At 59.7% G+C, this 25,368-nt stretch carries 17 protein-coding genes; 5 read left to right on the top strand and 12 right to left on the bottom strand.

Features of this window, described 5'->3' with window-relative positions; genetic code table 11:
• Positions 1–86: 86 nt before the first annotated feature.
• The 8 genes from G536_RS0106460 to G536_RS0106500 form a co-directional block, all read right to left on the bottom strand.
• Positions 87–1,334, bottom strand: a complete 1,248-nt coding sequence (locus tag G536_RS0106460) for an ABC transporter substrate-binding protein (protein WP_022822771.1) — start codon at positions 1,332–1,334, stop codon at positions 87–89.
• Positions 1,324–3,702, bottom strand: coding sequence for a CaiB/BaiF CoA transferase family protein (locus G536_RS32705; protein WP_245575765.1), 2,379 nt, complete (start codon positions 3,700–3,702; stop codon positions 1,324–1,326). The genes G536_RS0106460 and G536_RS32705 overlap by 11 nt, the downstream gene beginning before the upstream one ends.
• A 180-nt stretch (positions 3,703–3,882) precedes the next feature.
• Positions 3,883–5,043 (bottom strand): ABC transporter substrate-binding protein, encoded by a 1,161-nt coding sequence (locus G536_RS0106475; protein WP_022822772.1) that lies wholly within the window; start codon positions 5,041–5,043, stop codon positions 3,883–3,885.
• 214 nt (positions 5,044–5,257) lie between these two features.
• Positions 5,258–8,575, bottom strand: coding sequence for a glycoside hydrolase family 2 TIM barrel-domain containing protein (locus tag G536_RS26590; protein ID WP_022822773.1), 3,318 nt, complete (start codon positions 8,573–8,575; stop codon positions 5,258–5,260).
• Positions 8,576–8,709: 134 nt separating this feature from the next.
• Complete coding sequence (gene galB, locus G536_RS0106485; RefSeq protein ID WP_026879901.1) at positions 8,710–11,133, bottom strand: beta-galactosidase GalB; 2,424 nt, start codon at positions 11,131–11,133, stop codon at positions 8,710–8,712.
• A gap of 133 nt (positions 11,134–11,266) precedes the next feature.
• Positions 11,267–12,421 carry a glycoside hydrolase family protein gene (locus G536_RS0106490; RefSeq protein WP_033369828.1) on the bottom strand — a complete coding sequence of 385 codons (1,155 nt, stop codon included), beginning with the start codon at positions 12,419–12,421 and terminating at the stop codon, positions 11,267–11,269.
• A 127-nt stretch (positions 12,422–12,548) separates the two neighbouring features.
• On the bottom strand, positions 12,549–15,317 hold the full coding sequence (locus tag G536_RS0106495; protein WP_211223320.1) for a family 78 glycoside hydrolase catalytic domain: 2,769 nt from the start codon (positions 15,315–15,317) through the stop codon (positions 12,549–12,551).
• A 607-nt stretch (positions 15,318–15,924) separates the two neighbouring features.
• Entirely contained in the window at positions 15,925–16,317 is a 393-nt protein-coding gene (locus tag G536_RS0106500) for a hypothetical protein (protein WP_022822777.1), read from the bottom strand.
• Positions 16,318–16,560: 243 nt separating this feature from the next.
• On the opposite strand from G536_RS0106500, the gene G536_RS26595 reads away from it, so the two are divergent.
• Together G536_RS26595 and G536_RS0106510 are read left to right on the top strand one after the other, a co-directional pair.
• The gene (locus tag G536_RS26595) at positions 16,561–17,313 is read left to right on the top strand and encodes a class I SAM-dependent methyltransferase (protein ID WP_022822778.1); all 753 of its coding nucleotides are present in this window, start codon (positions 16,561–16,563) and stop codon (positions 17,311–17,313) included.
• Positions 17,314–17,346: 33 nt separating this feature from the next.
• The gene (locus G536_RS0106510; RefSeq protein ID WP_022822779.1) at positions 17,347–17,796 is read left to right on the top strand and encodes an acyl-CoA thioesterase; all 450 of its coding nucleotides are present in this window, start codon (positions 17,347–17,349) and stop codon (positions 17,794–17,796) included.
• Positions 17,797–17,885: 89 nt separating this feature from the next.
• Here the strand turns inward: G536_RS0106510 and G536_RS0106515 are convergent, their stop codons facing one another.
• Positions 17,886–18,422: a DinB family protein gene (locus G536_RS0106515; protein ID WP_033369743.1), complete on the bottom strand. Its 537-nt coding sequence runs from the start codon at positions 18,420–18,422 to the stop codon at positions 17,886–17,888.
• Between the two features lie 145 nt (positions 18,423–18,567).
• On the opposite strand from G536_RS0106515, the gene G536_RS0106520 reads away from it, so the two are divergent.
• Positions 18,568–20,001 (top strand): hypothetical protein, encoded by a 1,434-nt coding sequence (locus G536_RS0106520; RefSeq protein ID WP_022822781.1) that lies wholly within the window; start codon positions 18,568–18,570, stop codon positions 19,999–20,001.
• 79 nt (positions 20,002–20,080) lie between these two features.
• Complete coding sequence (locus G536_RS0106525) at positions 20,081–21,484, top strand: hypothetical protein (RefSeq protein WP_157530454.1); 1,404 nt, start codon at positions 20,081–20,083, stop codon at positions 21,482–21,484.
• 155 nt (positions 21,485–21,639) lie between these two features.
• Here G536_RS0106525 and G536_RS0106530 read toward each other — a convergent pair whose 3' ends face one another.
• The 3 genes from G536_RS0106530 to G536_RS0106540 form a co-directional block, all read right to left on the bottom strand.
• The gene (locus G536_RS0106530; protein ID WP_022822783.1) at positions 21,640–22,623 is read right to left on the bottom strand and encodes a pyruvate dehydrogenase complex E1 component subunit beta; all 984 of its coding nucleotides are present in this window, start codon (positions 22,621–22,623) and stop codon (positions 21,640–21,642) included.
• 98 nt (positions 22,624–22,721) lie between these two features.
• Positions 22,722–23,150, bottom strand: coding sequence for a hypothetical protein (locus G536_RS0106535; protein WP_022822784.1), 429 nt, complete (start codon positions 23,148–23,150; stop codon positions 22,722–22,724).
• Between the two features lie 8 nt (positions 23,151–23,158).
• Entirely contained in the window at positions 23,159–24,970 is a 1,812-nt protein-coding gene (locus tag G536_RS0106540) for a tetratricopeptide repeat protein (protein ID WP_157530456.1), read from the bottom strand.
• A 153-nt stretch (positions 24,971–25,123) separates the two neighbouring features.
• Here G536_RS0106540 and G536_RS0106545 point away from each other — a divergent pair, with 153 nt between their 5' ends.
• Positions 25,124–25,342, top strand: a complete 219-nt coding sequence (locus G536_RS0106545; RefSeq protein WP_022822786.1) for a PspC domain-containing protein — start codon at positions 25,124–25,126, stop codon at positions 25,340–25,342.
• Positions 25,343–25,368: the final 26 nt, after the last annotated feature.

Below are 25,368 nucleotides of genomic sequence, written 5' to 3' on the forward strand. Positions count from 1 at the left end.
AATCGGCTCTGCAACGTCAGCAGGCGAGATGCTTCGTCCCTGGCTTGATGCGCCACATGCTCTGCATGACGGTTGAAAATGAGGTTCTACTTAGCTGCATGGTCGAGTAGGTTGAGTTGGCGTTGACCCTCGGCAAGCAGCTCCGCCACGGGCGTATCGGAATTGATAGCCCGCAATACCACTTCATCAATGATGGCGGCAATGGCGGCCCAATTCGCTTTCTGCGGCAAGCTGTTGGCTTGCTGATGCAGCATTTCCAGCTTGTGGTAGTAAGGCACCAGGGCGTTAATTTCCGCATCGTGCCAGGTGGAAATGCGGCAGCCGATACCGCCTTCCAGCGTCAGGAGCTTGTCGTTGGGCGCGCTAACAGCGAAACGGATAAAGTCGTAAGCCACGTCCTTGTGGCGGCTGCCTGCCCCGATGGCGTACAGCCAGTACACGTTCAGCGAAGTGGACTGCCCGCCCGCGCCCCGCGGAATGCTGGTGATATCCACCTTGCCTTTCACGGCGGAAGCTTCGTCCACCTCACACACCGCCGCAAACCCAAACCAGTTGATGGTCATGGCCGCCTCGCCCCGGGCAAACGCCTGCCCCGCCGCCACCGATTCGTAGCTCCCGGACTTGGGGTGCACGGCCGTGGTGTCGTTGAGCAGCGCGCGGTAGTAGGTCAGGCCATCGATGGCCGCCTGGGAGTTGATGGTCACGCGGCCCGTTTCATCCACGAGCTGGCCGCCGCGGGTCCAGAGGTGCAGGCAGAAGTCAAACACCGTGTTGTGCCCATCGGGGTAGCCGGCGGCGACGAGGCCGTAGAGGTTTTCCGCGGGCCGGTGGAAGAAGCGCGCTACGTTCAGGAACTCCTCCCAGGTTTCGGGTACCTGCAACGGGCGGCCGTGCTGCTGCTGGAAGGCGGCCTGCTCTTGTGGGCTGTCGAATAGGTCTTTGCGGTAAATCAGGCACTCGGGACCATCATGAAACGGCAGCCCCACCACCGCGTCGCCGTACTGCTGCATGGTGCGCAACGAGGCGCTCCAGCCGTGCGGGAAGTCAGCTGGTGGGTTTTCGTTGATATAGGGGGTTAGGTTTTCGAGCGCGCCGCTGCTGTGTGCTTCCAGGAGCCAGTCGGTGTTGATGTGGGCCACGTCCCAGTTGCCGCGTAGCAACCCCTTGTCGGTCAGCAGGCTGTGGTGCAGCTCGTGCAAATCCATCGGCACCATTTCCACGGCCAGTTGGCAGCCGGAGTACTGGCAGTAGTTGGCCCACAGCTTCGCCAGGGCACTCTCGAAGGGGCCGAACTTGCGGACCGCAATGCGGAAAGTGGACGAGTCAGACGCCATAGCGGAAGGCAGTTAGGTTGGCTATTTCCTGAAGGATGGCCTCGTTGTCTTGCCCGAGCTTGGGGGAGCCTTTCGCGGAAGTCAGCAACTCGCCATCCAGGCGGATGGGGCAGCGGGTGGTCTGGTACTGGTAGCCGTCCACCATGCGCACGCCCTGCACCATATCTAGGGTTTTGAAGCCTTCGTGCGCCATCAACTGGTTCCAGATCAGAACGTTGGCGCACCAAATATCGGCGGGTTCCAGAATGGCTAGCCAGGCTTCGGTGGTGTCGGTTTGCAGGTGTTTGGCCAGCGTGGCCTTGATTTCGTCGCGTTGGGCGAAGGCCTGCGCCGGCTCGGGGTAGGCCAATAGCGCGTCACACCCCAGCAGCTTACCCAGCACCGGAATCGAGCCCATAGCCAAGGCCAAGTAGCCGTTTTGGGTTTGGTAGATGCCGTAGGGCGCGCCGAGGTAGGCGTGGGCGTTGTTGTGCTGGGTGCGCTGGGGGAGTTGGCCGCCGTCGTTGAAGAAGGTGGTGATGGTCTCGAATTGGAAATCAAACGCCGATTCCAGCATGCTCACTTGCACCAGCCCGCCTTCGCCACTGGTGCTGCGGCGCATTAAACAAGCCAAGAGGCCCTGCGCCAAATGCGCGCCGGCCAGCATGTCTACAATGGATAAGCCCATCGGGACCGGGCCGGCGTCGGCATTGCCGCTCAGCCACGTCAAACCCGAAACGGATTGCAGCAGCAGGTCCTGACCGGGCTTGTCGCGCCACGGGCCTTCGGCGCCGTAGCCGGATATTTCGCCGTACACCACGTTGGGGTTCAGTTGCTTGACGCTGGCGTAGTCGAAGCCAAGGCGCTCCATCACGCCGGGGCGGTAGTTGTGCATCACCACGTTGGCCTGCCGAACCAACTCGCGCACCTGCTCCCGGTCCAGCTCGTTTTTGAGGTCGGCGGTGAAGCTTTCCTTGTTGCGGTTGATGGCGTGGAACACCGACGACTCGCCATTCATAATGACGTTCGAGGTGTACAGGTGCCGGCAGATGTCGCCGGTTTCGGGCCGCTCAATCTTGATAACCCGCGCCCCCAAGTCGGCCAACCGCAAGGCAGCGGAAGGGCCAGAGAGGAACTGGCTGAAATCAACCACCAAGTAGCCTTCCAGGGGCTTGTGCTGACTGGGAACACTAGGCGCGGACTCAGAAATAGGGCTAGGAGCCGCGGCCACTACCTGCGAATCCAACTGGAATTCCTGCTGAATGGTCTCGGTGTGCTGGCCGGGGCGGGGGGCGGCTTGGGCGGAGTACAGCTTCTCCCCATCGATGCGAATGGGGCAGCGGGTGGTGGGCAGCTGCTGGCCGGTGGGCAGCTCCACGAGTTGCTGCATGCCGAGGGCCTGGTAGCCGGGGCTGGTGGTGGCCTGCTGGTAGTTGAGCACTTCGGCGCACCAGATGCCCTGCGGTTCCAGCTCCGTCAGCCAGGTTGCCGTGGGCTTTTCGCGCAAGGCGGTGGCGAGGCGTTCGGCAATATCGTCGCGGCCTTCAAACCAGGAGCTGGCGGTGGGGTAGTCGGCCAGGATGCCACCCTGAATGGTGGCATCGAGCTTGTCGAGGTTGCCCATAGCCAGCGCCAAGTAGCCGTCCTGGGTTTGATACACGCCGTAGGGCGCGCTCAGGTAGGCGTGGGCGGTGCCGCGGGCGGTGCTGCGCTGGGGGAGTTGGCCGCCGTCGTTGAAGTGGGTGGTCAGCAGCTCGAACTGCATGTCGAGCACCGATTCCAACAGGCTGACTTCCACCAGTACGCTCTGCTTGGTTTGGTTGCGCTTGAGCAGCGCCGCCAGAATGCCCTGCGTGAAATGGGAGCCGCAGATGATGTCGGCCACGGCAATACCGAAGGGCGTGGGGCCGGCGTCGCGGGTGCCGGAGAGGTACGTGAGGCCCGAGAGCGACTGAATGAGCAGGTCTTGGCCCGGCTTGGCGGCCCAGGGGCCAGTGGGGCCGTAACCGGTCACCACGCCGTACACGATGCGCGGGTTCAGGGCGCGCACCGCGTCGTAGTCCAGCCCAATTTTCTCCATGATGCCCGGCCGAAAGTTGTGGGTCATCACGTCGGCCTGGGCCAGGAGTTGCTTCACGCAAGCCAGGTCGGCTGGGTTTTTGAGGTCGGCGGCGTATGATTCTTTGTTGCGGTTGATGGTGTGGAACACCAGGCTGCTGCCATCGACGAACAGGTTCTTGATAGCAATCTGCCGGCCCGCTTCACCCGAGCCCGGCCGCTCAATCTTGATGACGCGCGCCCCCAAATCAGCCAGCCGCAAGCCCGCCGACGGCCCAGCCAGAAACTGACAAAACTCGATTACTAAAAGACCTTCTAAAGGGAGGGGCATGGTGGGTAATTTGGTTCTGATAAGTAGGCCGTCATGCAGAGGCGGAGCCGAAGCATCTCGCGTGCTGATGTTGGGTTAGTAATCAAACGTCAGCAGGCGAGATGCTTCGGCTGCGCCTCTGCATGACACGTTCTATGCTGCACGACGTTCTATGCTGCATGACGGTCTATGAGTTGTGCCTTAGGCCATTGCTCTGGATTTCAGATATAAGGTGTTCAATTCCTGCAATAAGGCTTTTTCGTCGCCGCCGTGCATCAGGTACTGACGAACTGGCTCGCCGGCGTGGTCTTGGAAGAACATGTGGCCGTGGTAGCGAGGGCGCAGGAAGGCGCGCTGCAAGGCGGGCAACGTGGCCGCAAAATAGTTGCTGCTCTGCTGGTTGACGTGCTCATCCTGCCAAGCGGCGAGGTGGCCGGGCTGGCCGCCGTTGTCGAAATACAGGGTTTGCTGGCAGGCGGGCGAGGCCACGAATTCGGCGTAGCGTACGGCGGTTTTCACCTGGGCGCATTTAGCGGATATGGCTAGGCCAGTGCCGCCGAGGGTGCTGCGCAGGCGCGTGCCGCTGGGCGTGAGGGCCACCATGTCGTGGAAGTGCAGCAGGCGGCGGGCGTAGCCGCGGCGGGCGTAGTTGGAGTAGCCGTAGGCGAAGGGGCAGTAGGCCAGCGTGTCAGTCTGGGTCATGGCCTCGTACACCTGAATGGGGTTGCGGTGGAAGCAGGCCGGGTCTACTTTGCTGGCGAGCTGGCGGAACAGTTGCAGCGCCTGCACGCCCACGGCTTCGCTCACTACCTCGTCTTCGCGCTGGCAGGGGTCTTCGCCCAGCGAGCAGCAGAACATGTAGAAGCTCATCAGCGTGTCGATGGGGATGAGCGAGAAGGCCACCAGGCCTCGGTCGGCCAGCGCCAACAGGTCGTCGAAGGTTTCGGGGAGTTGCAGGCCGTGCTGGGCCAGCAGGTCGGGGCGGCTAGCGGCTACGGGCGTGGCCGCGTCGATGGGTAGGGCCCACTGGTGGCCGCTGAAGCTGTAGCTCTCAAAGGAATGACCCACGGTGTTCTGCTGCTGGTCGGCCAGAAATTCAACCGGTAAATGCTCGTTCAGCGGCAAGATGGAGCCGGTGCGGGCCGCAAAACCAGCCCACGGGTGGTCAATCACCAGCAAGTCGAACCGCTCCGCCAGCTGCTGAATCGACTCGTCGGCAAACTGCTGCAACGAGCGTTTCTCCCAGCTGATGGTCACGTGCGGGTTTAGCTCCGAGAAGCGTTGCGCCGTGGCCGTCATCGGCACGTAGCCGCGGCTGTGGTTCCAGGTAATTCCTTTTAAGTGAATGGGTTCGGTTGGCATTTGAAAACAGATCTTATATAGAAGCCCGTCATGCAGAGCGCAGCGAAGCATCTCGCGTGCTGATGTTGGGTTAGTAATCAGACGTCAGCACGCGAGATGCTTCGCTGCGCTCTGCATGACAGGTTCTTTGGTTGGACACAACACATTCTTCGGTTGGTTATGACTCGTCTTCGATTGGGCATAACACGTTCCGTTGCTCCGCATGGCGTTTCGGTTACTGAGCATTGCGTTTCGCTTGGCTGTTGAATCGGATGGTGCGGGCCAGCGCGGAAGCGTCTTTCTTGCCGACGGTGGGCAGCAGGTAGAAGCTGTAGCTGTAGGGTTTGGCGGGCAGCTGGTACTTGTCGATGGGGGCGGCTTGGGCGTCCCAGCTGGTGTTGCCACCGACGCCCATTTGGGCTAGGTCGATGTTGACGGTGACGAAACCGGCGTCCTGAAGCTTGTTTGTATGGCGGGCTTTCTGGATATTTTGCTCGGTGTGGGGCCAGGCGCTCATGCTCAACAGGCTGTCGGCCACCACCAGCAGGCCGGCGTTTTGCTTGTCGGCGAGGTGCATCCAGCGCACGTCGGTACGGTTGGCGTACTCCATCGGCACCACGTACGAATCGGCAAACTCGCTGAGCGGCTGGCGGTAGATACCCGCATCGAAGCCGTAGCGCCGGTCGATGTAGTTTTCCATGGGCCCGCGGCCGTAGAAACTGATGTTGTCGTAGGCGCGCTTGATGCCGACTTGCATGCCCACCCGCGGAATGTTGGGCAGACCGGCGGCAGGCGTCAAAGCATAATCTACCTTCAGGGTGCCGTCGCCGTTCAGGGTGTAATTCACGCGCATTGTGGTCTTACCGTCGATGAGCGAGTAGGTGCTGGTGAGGCTGGGCTGGCTGGGGTTCGACTTATCGAGGGTCAGGTTTTGCAGCTTGGGTTCCGTTGCAAACCACTCCTTCAGCTTCTTGTCGGCCTTCCAGCCGCGCCGGTCATTGTCGGTGAGCGGGCGGGTGAAGTGCGGCAGGAGCGGGGTGGCTAGCTGCTCGGTGCCGCGGTGGCGGTAAGAGGTCAGTGCGCCGGTGGTTTTGTCGATGGTCACCTGGAAGTCCTTGCCGCTCAGCGTATAGGCCGCAGCTTCGTCGCGCACCGCTACGGCTGGGTACTTGGCGGTTTTGGTTTGCGGCTGGGCCAAGCCACTCAGCGCGAACTGGTTGCTGGCTACCTCGTGGCCTTTCGGCGCCCAGTTGGTGGCTTCGGGCAGCGTGAAGGAAATCGTGGCCAGATACTCGGCGCCCGCTTTCATCTTCGGCAGGTACGGCTTGAGGTTTAGCACTGTGTCGCGGCCGGCGGCCAGCCGTAGCCGGGGCAGCGGTTTGGTACTCACTACCCGGCCATCTTCGCGCACCACCAACGCTGCCGCGTAGTCAACGGCCGACTTCATGGCGTGCCGGTTCTCGACTTTCATTAGGCTTTTGCCGGCATCGGTCAGCGTGCATTCCAGCGGCTGGTACACCCGCTTGCACTCGTAAATGGCCGCGTGGGGTTTGCCATCGGAAGCCACGATGCCCTTGATGGTGAAGTCGTCGTAGTACTTCTCCTGGAAGTCGCCGCCGTAGGCGTAGAAGGCCTTGCCAGTGGAGTCGCGCTTCTCCAGGCCCTGGTCCTTGAACTCCCAGATGCAGCCGCCAATCACGCGCTTGGTGGCGCGCCAGCCGTCCCAAAACTCTTTCATGTTGCCGGTGGCGTTGCCCATGGAGTGAGCGTATTCGCAGAAGAAAATGGGCCGATTGTCGCCGTTTTGCTGGTTGGCCAGTAGTTCACCAGTAAACAAACCGGGGTACATGCGGCTCACCATGTCCACGTAGGCCTGGTCGCGGGGCGTTTGGATGCGGTAGGCGTGGTTTTTGGGGTAGGCGGGGTCGTTGGGGTCGATGTAGCCTTCTACATGCGGGTCGCCCATGGCGGGCTCGTAATGGATGGGCCGGGTGATGTCGAAATCGTGCAGCCAGGCCGCCATGGCCGCGTGGTTCGGCCCGCGCCCCGACTCATTCCCGAGGCTCCAGAAGATGATGCTGGGGTGATTTTTGTCGCGCAGGGCCATGCGCATGCTCCGCTCTTGGTAAGCGGCCGTCCAGGCCGGGTCGTTGCTGAGTTTGGAGCCCAGGCCGTGGGTTTCCAGGTTGGCTTCGTCGATTACCAGGATGCCGTACTCGTCGCAGAGGTCGTAGAAATACGGGTCGTTGGGGTAATGGCTGGTGCGGATGCAGTTGAAATTGAACTGCTTAAGTGTGCGCACGTCTTCTCGAATATCCTCCCGGCTTATGGCCATGCCCTTGGTGGGGTGGTGGTCGTGGCGGTTGACGCCGTAGAGGTAGGTTTGCTTGCCGTTGACAAGCAGTTTGCCGTTGTCCTTGGAAAACTCGATGCTGCGGAAGCCTACTTTGCAGCTCTTGGCTTCCAGCACCGCGCCGGTTTTGTCGGTGAGCGTGAGCACCAGCGTGTAGAGGTTGGGGGCCTCGTCGCTCCACTTCAGCGGGTTGCGCACGGTGGTTTCCAGCAGCCCGAACTTGGCGTTGTCGAGGCGCGGGTAGGGCTCGTTGATGATGCTTTCGGCGGTGCGCTGCAAGGGTTTTTCTAATACTGCCTTGCCGGTTTTGTCGTAGAGTTGGGCCGCTATCTGGTAGCCGCTCAGGTCGTTGTTGCCGGTCAGGTTTTCCAGGCGCGGACGGACACTCAGCACCGCGTCTTTGTACTGCTTGTCGAGCTTGGCCTGCCAGTGAAAATCGGCCAGCCGCATCTTCGGCTCGGCCAGCAGCAGGACCTCCCGGTAGATGCCGCTCAGCCGCCAGTGGTCCTGGTCTTCCAGGTACGAGCCATCCGACCAGCGGATTACCTGCACCGACACCACGTTTTCGCCGGCTTGCAGGTAGGGCGTCACGTTGAACTCCGAGGGCAAACAGCTGTCTTCGCCGTAGCCCAGAAACTTGCCGTTCACCCACACCTTGAACGCCGAACTGACGCCGCCAAAGTGCAAGGTCACGTTCTGGTTTTGCCAGCCCGTGGGCACCGTAAACGTGCGCTGATAGGAGCCCACCCCGTTGTAGTCCTGCGGCACGAAGGGTGGATTCACGGGCCGAAACGGGTACTTGGCGCTCTTGTAAATCGGCAAATCGTAGCCGTTCATCTCCCAGTTAGCCGGCACGGCCAGCTGCTTCCAGCCACTCACCCGGCTTTTGTAGAAGTCCTTGGGCGCATCAGCGGGTTTGATGGCGAAGTTGAAATCCCAGTTGCCGTTCAGGTTCAGCAGGCGCGGCGTCTTAGACCGGTCACCGAGTAAAGCGTCTTTCTCGGTGGGGAAGGAGTATGCCGTGGCCCGCGTCCGGTCCCGGTTCAACTCCGTGATTTGCGGAATTTCCCAGGCGTCGCCCTCAGGGCCGGCGTAGATTTTGGGCGGGTTGGAAATGCCAGGGAAGAAGTACACGCTGGCTTCCTGGGCGCTGGCTGCGAAGGGTGATAGAAAGGCAGTTAGAACGATGTAGAGACGCAATACGCTGCGTCTCGTCGTAGCTGATGTTGTTGGAACTGCGCATTGCCGGCCGTTCAACGCCGAGACGCAACGTATTGCGTCTCTACATTCGGCCTGTCTGCGTGAGAAATTCCGGAGGTATGACATGGGTCGAATTAGTTGCTTTTAAGCGTTACCGTAGCTGGCGCAAGGCCGTCGGCGGTGGCTTGGATGGTGATGGTGCCGCCTTTTTCGGTGGTCTGGATGATGGCCAGGCACATGCCGTTGTAGGCTTTGCGGGAGTCGGCTTTGAAGGGTTCGAGGCTGGCCTGGTAGCCGTTATCCACGCCGGCCACAAAGCCGGGGCCGCTGACGGCGAACTTCACCAGGTTGGCGGCGGCGGGCACCAGGTTGCCGGCGGCATCCAGCACCCGCACCGTCAGAAACGACAGGTCTTTGCCATCGGCTTGCAGCTTGCTCCGGTCGGCGGTTAGCTCGATTTTGGCGGCTGGGCCGGCGGTGCTGATGGTGCGCGTCAGGACGGTTTGGCCCGCCTTGCGCGATACGGCTTGCAGCGTGCCGGGGGCGTAGGGCACGCGCCAGAATACGTGCAGGTCGTTGGGGGCTTTCTTTTTGGTGCCGAGCGACTTGCCGTTCAGGAACAGCTCCACTTCATCGGCTTGGTTGTAGTAGGCCCACACATCCACGGTCTGGCCGGACTGCCAGTTCCAATGCGGCAGCAGGCGCAGCACGGGCTGGGTGGTCCACTCGCTCTGGTACAGATAGTAAGCGTCTTTGGGGAAGCCGGCCAAGTCGATGATACCGAAATAGGAGCTGTGCGCTGGCCAGGGGTAGGGCAGCGGCTCACCGAGGTAGTCGAAGCCGCTCCACACGAAGGTGCCGGTCAGGTGCGGGTTCTGCTTGATGGCGCCCCAGGCGGCTTCGTGGGTGGCACCCCAGTATGGGCGGGCGTTGTCGTAGCTGGAAGCCGTGAAGTCAGGGTTGCCGGTGGTGAGCTTGGTTTTGCCGTCCAGGGGCCACACGCGGACACTGTCGGAAGGCATATCATAGTGCCCGCGGGTTTCGAAGGCCGCCGCGGTTTCAGTGGCCAGGAAGATTTGACCGGGAAAGCGTTGGGGCAGCTTGGGGTATTCCGCGTGCTTGTAGTTGAAGCTCAGCACATCGAGCACGCCGGCCTGGCTGATGAAGTTCTTGTCGGGCTCCTGCTCCGTAAGGGCCGACGTGACAGGCCGAGTGGAGTCGAGGCGCTTCACGGTGGCGGTCAGCTCGCGGGCCAGGCGGGTGCCGGTGCTGTCGAACTGCTCCCTGATTTCGTTGCCGATGCTCCACATGAACACGCTCGGGTGGTTCCGGTCGCGGAGCACCATGTCTTCCAGGTCGCGGCGGTGCCACTGCTTGAAGTCGAGGTGGTAGTCTTTGCCGTTCTTCTTTTTCTGCCACATGTCGAAGGCCTCGTCCATCACCAGAAAGCCCATCCGGTCGCAGAGGTCGAGCAGTTCGGGCGCGGGCGGGTTGTGCGACATCCGAATGGCGTTGCAGCCCATAGCCCGCAGGATTTCCAGCTGCCGCTCGGCGGCCCGCACGTTGAAAGCCGCCCCCAGCGACCCCAAATCATGGTGCTGATTGACGCCCTGAATGCGCAGCACCTGGCCGTTCAGCAGAAAACCCTGCGGCCCAAACACAGCCGTACGCACGCCCAGTGGCGTCTCGTAGGAGTCTATGGCCTTCTTCCCGCGCAGTACGGTGGTCTGCACCCGGTACAGATAGGGCCGCGTGGTTGACCACAGCTGCGGGTTGCTGAGGCTGAGGGACTGCGCCACGCGGGTGGTCGAATCGGTCAGGCGGATGTTTTGGGTGAACTGCCGGGCCACCTCCTTGCCTTGCGCATCCAGCACCACCGTTTGCAGGTTCACGGGCGCTTGCCCACCCGCCGTGTTACGAATTTGCGTTTGCACAGCCACCGTGGCAGCGGCGGCGCTAATCCGCGGCGTCGTCACGAAAGTGCCCCAGTGGTCCACGGCTACGGCGTTGGTGGTGACCAGCCGCACGTTGCGGTAGATGCCCGAGCCGGAATACCAGCGCGAGTTCGGCTGGGCCGAGTTATCGACGCGCACGGCCAGCACGTTGGGCTGCCCGGCGGGGCGCAGGTGGGGCGTCAGGTCGTAGCGGAAGGAAATGTAGCCGTTGGGGCGGTGCCCCAGCAGGTGGCCGTTCACCCACACGTCGCTGTGCTGGTACACCCCATCAAACTCGATGTAGACGCGCTTATCCTTAGTAGCGGGCAGCGTGAACGTTTTGCGGTACCAGCCGATGCCGGTGGGCAGGCCGCCGCCCTCGGGTTTGGCGGGGTTCTTCTCATCGAATTTACCCTCGATGCTCCAATCGTGCGGCAAAGTCAGCTGCCGCCAGCCGGCATCGTTGAAAGCCGCTTCTTTGGCCTGCGCCTCGTCGCCGAGCAAGAACTTCCAGCCCTTGTTGAACTCCGCCACCACCCGCCCAGCTGGCCGCGGCTTGGCATCGGCAGCTTGCCGGGTACCGAGCAATAACAGCAGCAATAGTAAGGGGAGGAGACGGGGCATAGGGTGTGTAGTTATGTCAGTCAGAAAAGTCGTTTGTCATGCAGAGCGCAGCGAAGCATCTCGCGTGCTGATGTTAGGTTAGTAATCCTGCGTCAGCAGGCGAGATGCTTCGGCTGCGCCTCTGCATGACGGCCTACTTAGCATCGGCTTTTTCGGCTTTCGGTTTCTTCACGGGTGGGGCGATGAACGTGAGCTTGCTTTTGCCCAGGTCTTTGGAGGTGGCCACGGCAATGCCGCGCTGGTCGGGCTTGTTTACGGCGCAGTAGTAGTGGTACACCACGCCTTTGTGCTTTACCACAAACGACTTATGCGCGAACAGCTCGTCGTAGGGTTCGGAGGGCTCGATTAGGTTGGCGCCGGACCAGTCGGTCCAGGTTTTTAGGTCGTAGGAGCAGGCGAAGCGGTTCACGGCGCCTGATACGCCGGGGTAGAAGGCGCCGAAATAGAACATCACATACAGGCCCTTTTCCACCTGGTCCATCTGCTGGATGTAGGCGTCGCCGGTGATGCCTTTGTGGTGGTTGACCACCGGGTTGCGCAGGTAGCGGCTCCAGTTTTTCATGTCGTCCGACACGGCCATACCGATGCGCTCGGCCCCGCGCTTGGTGTCCAGGGAGTCGCCGTTGGCGTTGTAGTACATCACGAAAGGGTGGCCGGTCAGCTTGCTCTTGTCCCAGATAACCGAGCTTTTATAGATGGTGTGGTTTTCCCACCAGCGCACGTCCTTGTCGTCGGGGCGCAGCACGGGCTGGGGCAGGCGCTGCCACTGGTGCACGGTGGTCGGGTCCTGGTTGGTGTAGGCCATGCCGATGGATAGCAGCCCCTTCTCGTAGCCCCGCGACTTACCCCCGAAATACGACATCCAATACTTGCCCTGGTAAGGCTGCCACTCGTAGCTGCCGCCCCATTTATAGTCCTGTAAGGCCACGTAGCCGGCTTTCTGGTTGGTATCCCAGTCGGCGGTGTCGGTGAAGGCCATGATTTTGCCCTTGGTTTCCCACTTCAGCAGGTCCTTGCTTTGGGCCAGCCAGGTTTCGTAGCCGCGCCCATCGTAAATGATGTAGGTCATCCACCACTGCCCATTTTTGCGGAACACACTCGGGCAGTCCATCTTCTTCTGGTTGTCGTCGGTTACCAGTACCAGCCCGTACTTGTGGGGCGTTTTTACTTCCTCGTACACCTTCTGCATCACCGCGGCCGGCACCTCTTTGGGCTTGCCAGCTTGCGCATGGGCGTACGTCTGGCTGAGGCAGGCGAGGAGAAGTAAGCAGGCGGATTTCAGTTTCATGCGGGAAAAGTTTTCAGTCTTCAAATCGTCTGTCATGCTGAGCTTGTCGAAGCATCTCGCGTGCTGACGTTGAGTTAGTAATCCAGCATCAGCACGCGAGATGCTTCGGCAAGCTCAGCATGACGTTCTATTCTAGCTGTTGACTGACTGTGAAATGGTAAGTGCCCGAACCTGTTTGGATGCGGGCTTTGCCGTTTTCAATGCCCAGCAGCTTGAGTTCCGGGTAGCGCGCCAGTGGCTGTGTGCCTTCCAGAATGGTGGAAGCAGTCGTGGCTGGCAGGTAGATGGTAGCGGTGGTGTTGGCCGGAATAGTGGTCGTCAGCTCGAAGTTGGTGGCGGTTTTCTTCCACTCGCTTTTGATTGGGCCGTAGGGCGAATGATGGCTGGCGGTGGCGCTGGTAACGTCGCCCACCGGCTCGGGCCGGATATTGATCTTGTTGAACGCCACGGCATCGGCGGCCGGTTGAATCCCGGCCAAGCCGCCGTAAAACCATTCCTGCAAGTGCCCCAGCATTAGGTGGTTGTTGGATACCGTGGGCAGCGCCGCCCACGACTCGGTGAGGGCCGTGGCGCCATGGGCCAGCTGGTAGCCGTAGCCGGGCACGTCGGCGCGGTTGTTCATAGCGAAGATGACGTCGGAGTGGCCGGCGTCTTCCAGCACCCGCAGTAGGTAACGGTAGCCAATGTCGCCGGCCGTGAGGGCGTTGTTGCGGCTGCGGATATCCTGCACGATGTTCTCTACCACGGCGGCCTTGTAGGCGGGCTCTACCAAACCCATGTACACGGCCATGGCGTTGGCGGCCTGGCTACCGGTGGCGTACTGCTTGGTGCTGGGGTTGAAGAACTTCTGGTTGAAAGCAGCCCGAACTTCGGCGGCCAGCTTCTCATAGGTGGCGGCCTCCTGCGGCTTGCCGAGCAGGCGCGCCACCTGGCTTAGAATTGTGAGGTCGTAATAATAGGTGGCGGTGCCGGTTACGCCCATGGGGGTTTGCTGCGAGGTGCCTGGCGGCTTGGGGCCCAGGTCGTACCAGTCGCCGAGGCCCTGGCTGAGGATGTGACCCTGGGCCTTGGTGCCGAGGTAGGCGACGTAGCGCTGCATCATGGGGTAGCTGCTTTCGAGCACCTGCTGGTCGCCGTACCACTGGTACACGTACCAGGGCAGGATGATGCTGGCGCTGCCCCACTCCGGCGAGTCGCGGAACATGTCGCCGCCCCACTCGAACTTCACGTACTCGGGTGCAATTTCCGGTACCAGCCCGCTGGGCAGCTGTGAGGCTTGCATGTCGGCAATGGTCTTGCGGCAGAGCGTGGCAATGTCGTAGCGGTAGCGGATGGAGGCGCCCATCAGGTGGGTTTCTTCCAGCCAGCCTAGCTTCTCACGGTGCGGACAATCGGTAAACACGCTGGCCATGTTGCTCTTGATAGACCAGTCAATCAGCGTGTTGGTGCGGTTGAACAGGCCGTTGGAACACGCAAATTCCCCCACTGCCGGCGCGGCGTTGCGGGTGTGCAGGCTGGTGAGTTTGAGCACCACTGGCCGGCTGTTGGGGTTGGTTTGGCCCTTCGGCACGCCACCTTCCAGCTGGGCGTACCGGAAACCGTAGTAGCTGAAGCGAGGCCGCCAGGTTTCCACGCCACTGCCGCGCAGTACATACGTGAAATAGTAGGGTCGTCCGCTGTTCTTCTGGTTTACGGTGCCATCGGCGGCCAGTAGCTCGGCCGGCGTGATGCGTACCGTGTCACCGGCGTGGCCCTGCACTTGCAGCTCGATGATGCCCGAGGCGTTCTGCCCGAAGTCGTACACCCACTTGCCGGGCTGGGCTGGCGTAATTTTCTGGCTGCCAAACGTTTCGTGGACTTTCAGCGGCTCGGCCATCTGTGCTTTCAGTTCGGTGGGGCCGCTCGTCAGCACCACTGGTTTCCAGGCGGTATCGTTGAAGCGCGGGGCGTCCCAGCCGGGCTGTTCCAGCGTGGCGTTGTAGTCCTCGCCGCCGTAGATGCTGCTGAAAGTGACCGGACCGGCCGCCGTTTTCCAGCTGGCGTCGCTCACCATGCTTTCCGAGGTGCCATCCCGGTAGTCGAGCACCACGCGGCACAGCAGCTTGGGGTAGCCAAAGGCCGATTTGAGCTTGCGGAAGCGGTTTTTCACCGGCGGCACGTAATAGAAGCCGTTGCCTAGCAGCACGCCCACCGTGTTCGTGCCCTTGCGTAGCTGTTCGGTCACATCAAAGGTCACGTACTGCGCCTGCTTGTCGAATTTGGTCCAGGCGGGGTCGAGGAAGTGGTTGCCGACTTTCTGCCCGTTCAGGTGCAGCTCAAACTGGCCCAGCCCGCACACGTAGGCCGTGGCGCGTTGCAGCTTCTTGGGCACCGTGAAATCCTTGCGCAACAGGGGTAGCACGTTGGTCCCGAGGTAGTCGTCTTTTTTGCCGTCCAAGGGCAGCACGTTCACCCGCTCGGCGGGCAGCTCTTCGTAGGCTATCCATTGCGCGCCCTGCCAGTCGGCGGCCGACAGCAACCCCATCTGCCAGCGAGCCGGCTTGCTCCACGAGGAGGCGTTGCCGTGGTTGTCCCACGTCATCACCTTCCAATAGTAGGTTTTGGTGGCTTGCAAAGCCGGCCCAGCGTAGGGTACCTGAATGGAAGCACCGGACGTTACTTTCTGCGAATCCCAGATGGTACCGGTGTTTTTGGCGAAACTTTTCTCGTTGTCGGCCACCAGAATGCGGTAGGCCGTTTGGGTGGTGTTTCGCTGGCTAGAGGTCAGTTCCCAACTGAAGTTAGGCTTTGGGGTTTCAACACCCAATGGCTGCTGTTGGTAGACGCACTTCAAGTTGGTGGTGGCCAGCTGCTGCGCATCAGAGGGCTGGTGGGCTGCCACCAGAATAGCCGCCACTATAGATAGTGCTAAAGACTTGTTGAAACGTAGAAAACAATTCAGGGTCATTGCTTTACGTTCTGTCGGGTGGGTGGGAGAGGGCGGTTGGCGTGAGTAACTGAGCAGAGAATACCTAGAAATAATCGGAGTATAGAGTGGTTTTAATACAAGTAAGTAGTGGTATCTGCAAATTTAGAGTTCCTACTGCCGCGGCTGTCCTCCTCTTTGGCATCTTGTTGTAGGATGTTAGCATAGCGGCCAAAACGCGGAAAAACCGTGAATAGCCTAAGTGAATCCCGTTTTTGCCGCACGCGCAACTCATTTGGTGCGCCCCAGAAATCCAGCGTCCGCTGCTGCCACTCTCCTAAGGCCACAGACTGCCGGAATCAATCCATACTATTCGATACGCCCGCAAAGTGTATCGTTGGCTTGCAGGAATAGCCCATGCTAATATCTTACAGTAAGCAGCTTGTGAGCGGTCGGTGCTTGCCGCGGACAGCCACAGCATAAGACCTGCTAGGTTGATGGTAAGTGAGGCTGCTTCTACCGTCAGGCCTATCACGCAACAAGGCCGGCCCCAATTGCTAGGACCGGCCTTGTGTAGGTTGGTAAGCTGGTTGTTGGGTTAGTGCACGATGCGCAGCTCATATTGGGGTTCTGCGTCTGTAGAGCCCGCTACGCGGAATGCGCCCACCCGGCTGGGGCCGTAGCCGAGGTTCACCTTCACCCACTCGTCGCGGACGGGCAGCAGGTTGATGATTTCCTGGCGCAGTATGGCCTGGTCGTCGCGCAGGTTGAGTAGCTCGTTGTGCACTTCGTCGGCATGTTGGTCGAAGCTGCCGGTGGGCGGGCGTTGCTCGAAAGAGTTGGCGGAGGCTTGCTCGTCGGCTTCCACTGCGGGCAGGTTGGATTGCTTAACCTCTGCCCGTTGCAGCTCCTTTTCGGCAGTTAGGTAGGCAGCTAGTTTGTCTTCGAGCGGTTGCAGGCTGGGGTTGAGGTAGTCGAGGTTGCTGGACATAAAGGCAGGACGAAAGGATGTGGTCTGAAACCCACAACGCAGCCCAGCCGTGGAAGGATACATACTGGTGAAGTTGTGAGATGGTGAAATTGCGAGTTGACGTTCTGCTGGCACAGTTCTGCGCAAGCGGCGCGGTTCGAACGTCAAACTCACCAGTTCACAATTTCACTACCTCACCACTTCACCATTGCCGTACTTTGTAGCGCCGACGCGGTGTTGGCGCTTTCTGTTTGTATTTCATTTATGTCCGTTCCCCATCCCGACCCGCTGGGTCATGCTTTGCTCGATTATCAGCAGGGCCAGCTCGATGCTACCATCACCGTACTCAGCAACGTGGCCGAAGAAGAGCCGCTGCCGGCCAGCTACTTTTTCCGCAGCCTGTGGGAGATGCCCGAACTAGAGCGCGAGGCGCTGGAAGAGTGCCGCGGCTACGTGCTCGACCTAGGCGGCGGCGCGGGCTGCCACGCGCTTGAGCTACAGGAGCGAGGCTTCCAAGTGAAATCCATTGACGTCTCGGAAGGGGCGGTGCGGGTAATGCAGGCCCGCGGCGTGCGGGAAGTGGCCTTGCACAACATCTTCGACGTAAAGCCCGACGTCACCAAATACGACACGCTGCTCATGCTCATGAATGGCCTGGGACTAGTGGGAACGTTGGAAGGGCTAGAGAAATTTCTGGAGCGCGCCAAAACCCTGCTGGCCCCCGGCGGCCAAATCCTGGCTACGTCCTCCGACATTAGCTACCTCTACGAAGACGAAGATGGCGCCCTGGTTTTCGACCTCAATGGCCCCTACTACGGCGAGGTGGAGTACACCATGAGCTACGACACCCAAACCGGCCACGTATTTCATTGGTTGTTTGCCGATGCTAGCATCATGCAGGACTACGCCGAGCAGGCCGGCTACGAAGTGGAATACCTGGGCGAAGACGAACAGCAGCAGTACCTAGTGCGGCTTACGTTGCGGCCGGAGCGCGAAGCCCAAAACCAGAACGCCTAATCCTTGCTTTCCCCTTTACCTATACTTCGCCACATGGCCTACGAAAAGACCTTCACCGCCCGCTGGGCCGACATGGACCCCAACCGGCACATGCGCCACTCCGCCTACACCGACTACGCCGCGCAGGTGCGCCTGGAGTTCCTAGCCGACCAAGGCTACCCCATGCAGGAGTTTGCCCGCCTCAACATCGGCCCGATTTTGTTTCGCGAAGACACCCGTTTCCTCAAGGAAATCCACCTGAGTGAAACCATCCGCGTGACGGCCGAACTGGGCGGTATGAACGAAGACGGTTCGCGGTGGCGCATCATCCACACCATCTACAAAGCCGATGGCCAGGAAGCTGCCGTGGTAGCCGTAGATGGGGCCTGGCTGGATTTGAGCAAGCGCAAGCTCACCATCCCACCTGCTGAACTCACCGCCGCCTTCAACGACATCACCCGCCACACCAGCTATGCCGACATAGTACGCGAGCGGCAAGCGTAATTCTCCCGGAGGCATAAGTACTGAAAAGCCCTTGACGCATAGGTAGCGTCAAGGGCTTTTCAGTTGATGAGCTTACGGTTTGTAAGAAATTAGCTGACCTGTTTCGTAATCCGGTTGAGCTGGCGCTGATGGTGCAGGATGTGGTCGAGCATGAAATCCAGCGTTTGGTAGATGGTAAGCATGCCCGAACGGGGATGCTTGAAAATGGCCCGATCGAGCAGATTGTTGGGATACTCGTTAAGAATCTGCTCCAGGCTGCGGCGCACCGATTCCCATTCCTGCCGCAGTTCGGGTAGGGGCGGGACCTGCTCGGGTGTCAGCGCTTTGAGCTTGGAAGGAGCCTTAAATTTGATGCCCGGTATCCGGAACAACGCTCTCATTAAAAAGTATTTCAGCTGGTGGCCCATGCTAGCTTTCTGTAGTTCTTCGGTGCTACGTAGCTTTTTGTCGATGTAGTGGTTGATGCCCGTCTCGGATATCAGCAGATGGTGCACCACCTGCGCCGCCGACCACTGCCCCGCACCCGGCGACTGATGGGCCCGAGGGCCAAGGGCTTCGGCACTCTGGAACAAGTGGTTGGTAGCAAGTTCGAGTTGCTCGAAGCGAAGGTGCAAACGATGATTCATGTGGGAAAGTGGCGGTAGGAGAGAAGCGGCGTAGCTTTGGGTGAAAGGTACGTAGAATACCTGCCTATGGTCGGGCCGGAATGTTGGGGCGCTGCTTAAGGTCCCGACCCATATCCTGCTTCGTTATTTTGCAATCTGCCGCTGAATGCCCACTCGATCTACTTCATCTGTTCAGCCAATTACCCCTGCCGTCCGCGTAGCCATCTGGCGGCGCCTTCTGGCCCAGCCGTGGCCGGTGTGGGTGCGGGCCTTGGTGGTATTGGGGCTTTATGGCGGCTACTTTCTGCTGGGCGGCGGCCTGCAAGGGGAAAGGATGCCGTTCGACGCCGGGCACTATTGGGAGCTGGCCGTTGGGTTTCAGCAGCACCACCAGTCGTTTTCATTGCTCAACTTCCACGACCCAACCCGGGGCTACTTGGCGGCGCTGCTTCAGTTTCCGGCGTTAATGGTACGCTTCTTTACGGGCTGCTCCATGCCCACCGCCGCCAAAGTGATGGGTACCGGCTGGGCAACCCTGCTTTTTGCGTTTCTGATTCCGGAGGTGTGGCAAAGCGTTAGTCGGCGGCCGGTGAGCGGTGGCCGGTGGCTGCTGCTGATACTGCTGGCCTTCTGTTTCTGGCGCGACTATTTCAGCTTCACCACCACCGACATGCCCGCGTTAAGCTTGCTATTGCTGGCGCTCTGGGCCGTTAGCCGGGCTGGCATTAGCTGGTGGCTGGTGGCCGGTCTGAGTCTGGCTGCGGCTTTCAACAGCCGGCCGATGTATTTGGCTGCCGTACTACCAACTTTGCTGCTGGCGGGCTGGTGGAACCGGCAGCACCAAGGCTTGGGCTGGGTGCGGTGGCTGGCCCTAGCGGTGGGCGTGAGCGTGGCCCTTGCTCCGCAACTGGCCATCAACCGCCTGTATTTCAATAGCAACAGTCCGCTGGTACTGGCGCGGGTATCCAGCCAGCAAACCACGCCGCTCTACCTCAAGCAGCTCACCTGGGGCACCCGCGTACTGCGCTACGACACCAACCAGGACCGTGCCCTTATCTATGCCGATTCGGCTGGGCTGGCGCTGCTCCGCCGGGAAGGCCTCAGGGAGTATCAGTCGTATACGCAGTTTCTGTGGGTGGCCGCGCGCCATCCGCTCAACTACGGCTGGCGATATGTGCGCCATCTTTTCAATGGGCTTGATGTGTGGCAGCCCACACCGTATCTATTTCAGAAATACGAGCCGGTTCGTTTCTGGGTGCAGCTGCTCAACTACAGTGTTCTGGGCGCGGGGTTGAGCGTGCTGCTGCGGCTGCCGCCGGGCCGCCTGCCGGGCTGGCCGCGCGCCGGGATGCTGCTGGCGTTGCTGCTGCCCTGCCTTGTGGCCATTCCCACGGCCATCGAAACGCGGTTTTTGCTGCCGCTGCACTTGCTGCTGTTGGCGTTGGCCGCTTTCTGGTTCAGCCCCGGCCAACTGCGGCAGTGGCCCCGGCTGGCCGTAGTGCTGCTGGCCGGATTGTGGCTGGGCGGCTGCTTCTGGCTCTCGGATTCCACGGCCCGCACCCTGCAACCGGACCAGCTTAAAACCCTAGTTGATGACTAGATAGTATTTTGCTGGCTACACTGGCTGGCGCCCTTACTTTATCGCTCAGGCTGAATTATTTACTCTCCAACCTATACTCTTGCTGCCTTCCTCTGTATTGCCGCGCCCGGCGGGGCATGCCTTCCGCGAGTACCGGCCGCTGACGCTGCTGATTCTGGTGGTGTATCTGGTGTATCTGCCCTTTTCGGGGTATACCAAGATGTATTATGATGCACTGGATTACTGGTTTATCTCCATCTACTTCCATCACGAGGGCAGTATCTCCCTGCTGAACTATCATAACAGTCTGCGCGGCTACCTGCTGCCGCTGCTGCTGTTTCCGTTCCGCATCGTGCAGTTCTACACCGATGTGCCGCCCATCGTGTTCGGACGGCTGCTGGGAGCCGTGTCGGCGGCGGTGGGCTTTGGCTGGCTGTCCCCAGCGCTGTGGCAGGTGGTACGGGGGCGTCCGGAGCCACTGGGGTGGCCGCGGCGGTTGGCATTTGCGGCCCTGGGTTTTGTCCTGTGGCGCGACTATTTCAACTTCACCCTCTCCGATTTTCCGGCGCTGTGGGTGCTAGGGCTGGGGTTGCTGCTGCTGCATCGGTTCCGGGGGCTGGGCTGGATGGTAGCGGCTGGGGCGTGCATGGCGGCGGCCTATAATATCCGTCCTAGTTACCTGATTGCCGCGCCGTTTTTTCTGGGTGTGCAACTGCTGGCTCCTTATGCCGGTACCCGGCCACGGCTGCTGGGCACGGCGGCGCTGGTGTTGGGGGCGGGGCTGGTACTCGGGCCGCAATGGGCCATCAACCGCCATCAGTTTGGGCAGAATACGCCCGTAGTGCTCTCTTACATTAAGGAGCTGGAAACCAACAACCTCTACCGCGAAAAGATGAAATGGGGTCTGCTGCATCAAAAGCTGGAAACCTCCCTCGACCGCAGCTACCCCGACCAAATGCTCATCTTCCGCGACGTAGCGGGCGAGCAGCTAATCCGCAACGAGCATATCACTTGGTTTGATTCCTACGCCGATTACTTCTGGCTGGTGTTGCGCCAACCACTGGTATTCAGTAAGATGTACGCCCAGCGCCTCTTCAACGGCCTTGATGTGCAATACCCGACCCCGTACATTACAAAGATTTACGTCTCGACGCTGGGGCTGGCCGGACTGAATTACACCGTGTGGTTTGGGGCCCTGCTAGTGGTGCTGCATACTCGGTTTCGGCGGTGGCCGCTGCGGCAGTGGCTGGTGCTGGCCGTGCTGCTGGTGCCCTGCCTGCCTATGCTGCCTATGAGTATGGAATGCCGTTTCCTGCTGCCGCTACATTTGGTACTCTACGCCACTATCTGCTTCGGCTGGCCCGCTCAGTGGCAGCCGATCAACATTGGCCGCCGCCAACTGCTGACTGTGGCCGCCGCATACCTCGTGTTTGTGGCACTGTGCTTTTACGCCTCCGCTTCCGCGCAAGCCACGCTGGAATTTGGGCCCCGCTCGTTGTGGTAGTGTGTCTGTATCCCTCTCAAAAGCATATGTGAATGGTAATGTTGAGTCTTTCGAAGCATCTTTACCGTTTCGGCTTCTCGGCAAAGTAGTCCACAAAAAAAACACCCCGCTGGCAGATGCCAGCGGGGTGTTTTTTGATCTATAGATTCTGTGATTTAAGCTTTCTGGTACGTTACCTCTTTCACAGCCTGTACGGTGCGGGCCACGTTCGGCAGCGAAGCTTCGATGAGGGTAGGAGCGTAGGGCAGCGGCACGTCCATGCAGGTTACGCGCACTACGGGGGCATCCATGTAGTCGAAGGCGCGGCGCTGCACGATGTAGGCCAGCTCCGAGCTGATGCTGGCCAACGGCCAAGCTTCTTCTACCACCACCATGCGGTTGGTTTTCTTCACCGAAGCTACCAGCGTATCGTAGTCGATTGGGCGCACTGAGCGCAGGTCGATAACCTCGGCTTCAATGCCGTCTTTGGCCAACTCGTCAGCAGCAGCCAAAGCCACTTTCATCATCTTGCCGAAGCTAACCAGCGTCACCGACTTGCCTTCGCGCACTACGTTGGCTTTGCCGATTTCCAGCAGATACTCTTCTTCGGGTACCTCACCTTTGTCGCCGTACATCTGCTCCGACTCCATGAAAATCACTGGATCTGGGTCGCGGATGGCGGCTTTCAGCAGGCCTTTGGCGTCATATGGGTTCGAAGGAACTACCACTTTCAGGCCGGGTGTGTTGGCGTACCAGTTCTCGAAGTTCTGCGAGTGCTGGCTGGAAAGCATACCGGCGCTGCCGGTTGGGCCGCGGAACACGATAGGGCAGGAGTACTGTCCGCCCGACATCGAGTAAATCTTGGCGGCCGAGTTGATAACCTGGTCGATGGCCACCAACGAGAAGTTGAAGGTCATGAACTCGATAACGGGAATCAGGCCGTTGATGGCCGCGCCTACGCCGATACCGGCAAAACCTAGCTCGGCAATCGGGGTGTCAATCACACGCTCCGGGCCGAATTCGTCGAGCATGCCCTGGCTTACTTTGTAGGCCCCGTTGTACTCGGCTACTTCTTCGCCCATCAGAAACACGCGTGGGTCGCGCCGCATTTCTTCGGACAGCGCTTCACGCAGGGCTTCCCGGAATTGAATGGTCCGCATAGATGTTGATTAGCAGAAAATCGAAAAGTGAAAACAGCAAAAACCGGCTCGGGCCGGCGCGTAAAGCTACAACGGCAAGCCCGGTTGGGCAAGCTGGTTCATGATTCAAGTTGCAGCCGCACTGTATCAGCGTTGACTTTAATGCCCCATTCGCTCTGAAAATACAGAGTTAAATCATAGCTGTGCTGAGCATCCACATTGAAATAAATGTTTTCAAACTCATCACGACTTTCAGTCGGGGTGCGACAGATACTTTGTAGGCAAGCATCCTCACTAAGTGGGTAATCTGGGTCTCGCGCCTTCACTTGCATGTAGCCGACTCCCTCAAATAGTAGGTATAAAGTTTGTGCCGCCGCATTCTTCGCCCACTCGCCCGATGATTTCTGCCAAGAAAGTATGAGCCTAGCTTCTGCTGGTACATAAGTAAGCTGGCTGAAATCGTAGTGGTTATGCAAATCAGCATAACCATCATCAGGCCATTCTAGGTCGATGTTTTGGCGGCCGATAGCGAAGTTCAGAAGCTGCATAAAGTCACCTATTGCTTCAGCACCTCCACAAACGTCTTGGTGCGGGCCATGTCCATGAACTCGAGGTCCTCGACGGCGCGCTGGGCGAACTTGCGGTCTAGCTGCACGGCGCGGCGCAGGTTTTCGCCCATACGGGCTTCATCTTTTTGGCGGGCGGCCACCACGGCCAAGCAGTAGTAAGCCAGCGGGTCGTTGGGTTTGAGGGTGAGGGCCTCCTGGTAGATGCCGGCGGCGCCGTCGTAATTGCTTTTCAGCAGGTAGATAAGGGCGCGGTTCATGGTGTTCTGGTAGCTTTTCGAGCTGTAGCTAAGGCTGCTCAGGGCATCATCCAACTGCCCAATTTCGATTTCCAGCGCGGCTTTATCGGCAAACACTTTATCGAGGACAGGGCGTGAACCACCTAGCTTGATGGCGTAATCATAGCTCTGAAGCGCCTCTAGTTTGTCGCCAGCGCGGTGGTAAGCGGTGGCCACCCGGTAAAACATAACGGCCGTGGGGTTGCGGTGAGCGGCCAGCGTAAAGTTGACTGCTGCGCGCCGTAGATAGGCCCGGCGCACTTTGTCGCTCACTTCCTTCTCGGAGCGTTGTAGTAGCACCACGGCCAGGTTGTGGTAGGCTTCCCAGTTGCCAGTAGCCGCCACCGAAGTTTCGTAGATGCGCTGTTTCTCGGCGAGTAGCGGGGTGAGCGTGGCGGAGTAGCGCAGCTCCTCGGGCGTGAGGGCATCGGTTTCCAACTGCTTGTCCACTATCTTTTTCGAGAGTAGATAAATCTCGGAATCGTAGCGCTTGGGGGCGGTGTACTGCACGGCCACCGTGCCGAAGCGCATCACTGGGTAGATGTATTGCTCGAGATAATCGAAGTAGGAAAGCTGGTGCAGGCTCTTTTCCTTCTGGGCATAGCTGCCCGGTGTGTCGTTGACGAGCAGCAGCACCGAATCAATCTGCGCAGGCTTGAGCGCCGACTGCTGCACCTTGCTTAAGAATAGGTCCCAGCGGCGGACGTAGGTTTCCGTCTCGAAGTCGATGGCGCTGACCTTGTTGAGGTAGGAATCGGTATCGACGCGCTTCTTATAGTACTTGAGCAGCGCCTGCACCCGTTTGTTGGCTAGGCGGGAGTCACGCGAATCGATGGAGTCGGGCGAGTGGCCGGCCACTATCATCACCTTGGTGGTGTGTTGGTTGGCCTCAATGAAATCTTCCAAGGCCGCCACGTTGGTACCCAGAAAGTTGCGGATTTCAGCCTTGCCGTTGTCGAAGTAGAAGGGCAGTACCCGGGTGCCGCTCATATTGTTGTCAGCTGCTTCTGCGAGCAGGGCAATGGCTGAATCCTGGCGCACTACCAGTTGCCCGGTGCTCACAATGCCGCGTGCCACACGGGTTTCCCGGCCCTTTAGGCGTTTGCCATTGGGTTTCAACTGACGTACTTCGGCCTGCGCCAGCAACTCGCCAGGGCTCTTGTTGGGCGCGTACGGAAACGACATCTGCTTGGTAATCACCAGTTGGTCTTTCTGGTTTTCGTTATAGGTGTACTCGCCTGACTGAAACGAGAGGCGGCCCAGGGTGTCTTCGCGCAGTTCGTTGTCGTAACGGTAGCGCATGTTCAGGCTGAAGGCAGCGCCATCCTTCAAGTGTTTGGCCGGTACGCGGGCCGTAACTTCGAAAAGCACGTTTTCGCCGTTGGTTTCCAGCACCGACGGCTGCACGCTTATTTGTTGGCCGGCCTGCGCAACCTTCAGCATCCGAGGCAACGTACAACCGGGTAATATGCTAGTTCCTGCAACCAGCAGCGCAAACGAAATCAGGGGCAACGAGCTTCTCATAGGCAATAGGGGCGGGGGAATTTCAGCAAGCAAACGAAAAACCAGCCGCCACCGACGTATCTTGGATGGGATTTGTACCGGTTGGGCTTGCTTCCGTAACTGTATCTTGTTATTTTCAACCAAGTTAGCCACAGATTGAAACGAGAAATAGCTATGAAAAAACTAACCGACTATATCGAGAAGCAGAGCTTCGGGGTCTGCAATGCTGTGGGCAATCGGCTGGGATTTTCTTCGGGCAGTGTCCGGCTATCCTTCGTGTATGCTTCGTTTTTCACGTTCGGCTCACCGATTGTGCTGTACTTTGCGCTGGCTTTCTGGATGAATGTACGGCGGGCCCTGCGTCGGCAGCGCAGTACCGTTTGGGATTTGTAGGAATACAGTTTTCGTGTGCTTCAGTG

This window comes from Hymenobacter norwichensis DSM 15439 (genome assembly GCF_000420705.1).
GTDB lineage: Bacteria > Bacteroidota > Bacteroidia > Cytophagales > Hymenobacteraceae > Hymenobacter > Hymenobacter norwichensis.

What these genes read in the sequence shown, in the direction of transcription:
- G536_RS0106530 (WP_022822783.1), bottom strand. Translation starts at nt 22,623, where the DNA reads ATGCGGACCATTCAATTCCGGGAAGCCCTGCGTGAAGCGCTGTCCGAA.
- G536_RS0106515 (WP_033369743.1), bottom strand. Translation starts at nt 18,422, where the DNA reads ATGAATCATCGTTTGCACCTTCGCTTCGAGCAACTCGAACTTGCTACC.
- G536_RS0106535 (WP_022822784.1), bottom strand. Translation starts at nt 23,150, where the DNA reads ATGCAGCTTCTGAACTTCGCTATCGGCCGCCAAAACATCGACCTAGAA.
- G536_RS0106510 (WP_022822779.1), top strand. Translation starts at nt 17,347, where the DNA reads ATGGCCTACGAAAAGACCTTCACCGCCCGCTGGGCCGACATGGACCCC.
- G536_RS0106540 (WP_157530456.1), bottom strand. Translation starts at nt 24,970, where the DNA reads ATGAGAAGCTCGTTGCCCCTGATTTCGTTTGCGCTGCTGGTTGCAGGA.
- G536_RS0106460 (WP_022822771.1), bottom strand. Translation starts at nt 1,334, where the DNA reads ATGGCGTCTGACTCGTCCACTTTCCGCATTGCGGTCCGCAAGTTCGGC.
- G536_RS0106545 (WP_022822786.1), top strand. Translation starts at nt 25,124, where the DNA reads ATGAAAAAACTAACCGACTATATCGAGAAGCAGAGCTTCGGGGTCTGC.
- G536_RS0106520 (WP_022822781.1), top strand. Translation starts at nt 18,568, where the DNA reads ATGCCCACTCGATCTACTTCATCTGTTCAGCCAATTACCCCTGCCGTC.
- G536_RS0106490 (WP_033369828.1), bottom strand. Translation starts at nt 12,421, where the DNA reads ATGAAACTGAAATCCGCCTGCTTACTTCTCCTCGCCTGCCTCAGCCAG.
- G536_RS0106500 (WP_022822777.1), bottom strand. Translation starts at nt 16,317, where the DNA reads ATGTCCAGCAACCTCGACTACCTCAACCCCAGCCTGCAACCGCTCGAA.
- galB (WP_026879901.1), bottom strand. Translation starts at nt 11,133, where the DNA reads ATGCCCCGTCTCCTCCCCTTACTATTGCTGCTGTTATTGCTCGGTACC.
- G536_RS32705 (WP_245575765.1), bottom strand. Translation starts at nt 3,702, where the DNA reads ATGCCCCTCCCTTTAGAAGGTCTTTTAGTAATCGAGTTTTGTCAGTTT.
- G536_RS26595 (WP_022822778.1), top strand. Translation starts at nt 16,561, where the DNA reads ATGTCCGTTCCCCATCCCGACCCGCTGGGTCATGCTTTGCTCGATTAT.
- G536_RS0106475 (WP_022822772.1), bottom strand. Translation starts at nt 5,043, where the DNA reads ATGCCAACCGAACCCATTCACTTAAAAGGAATTACCTGGAACCACAGC.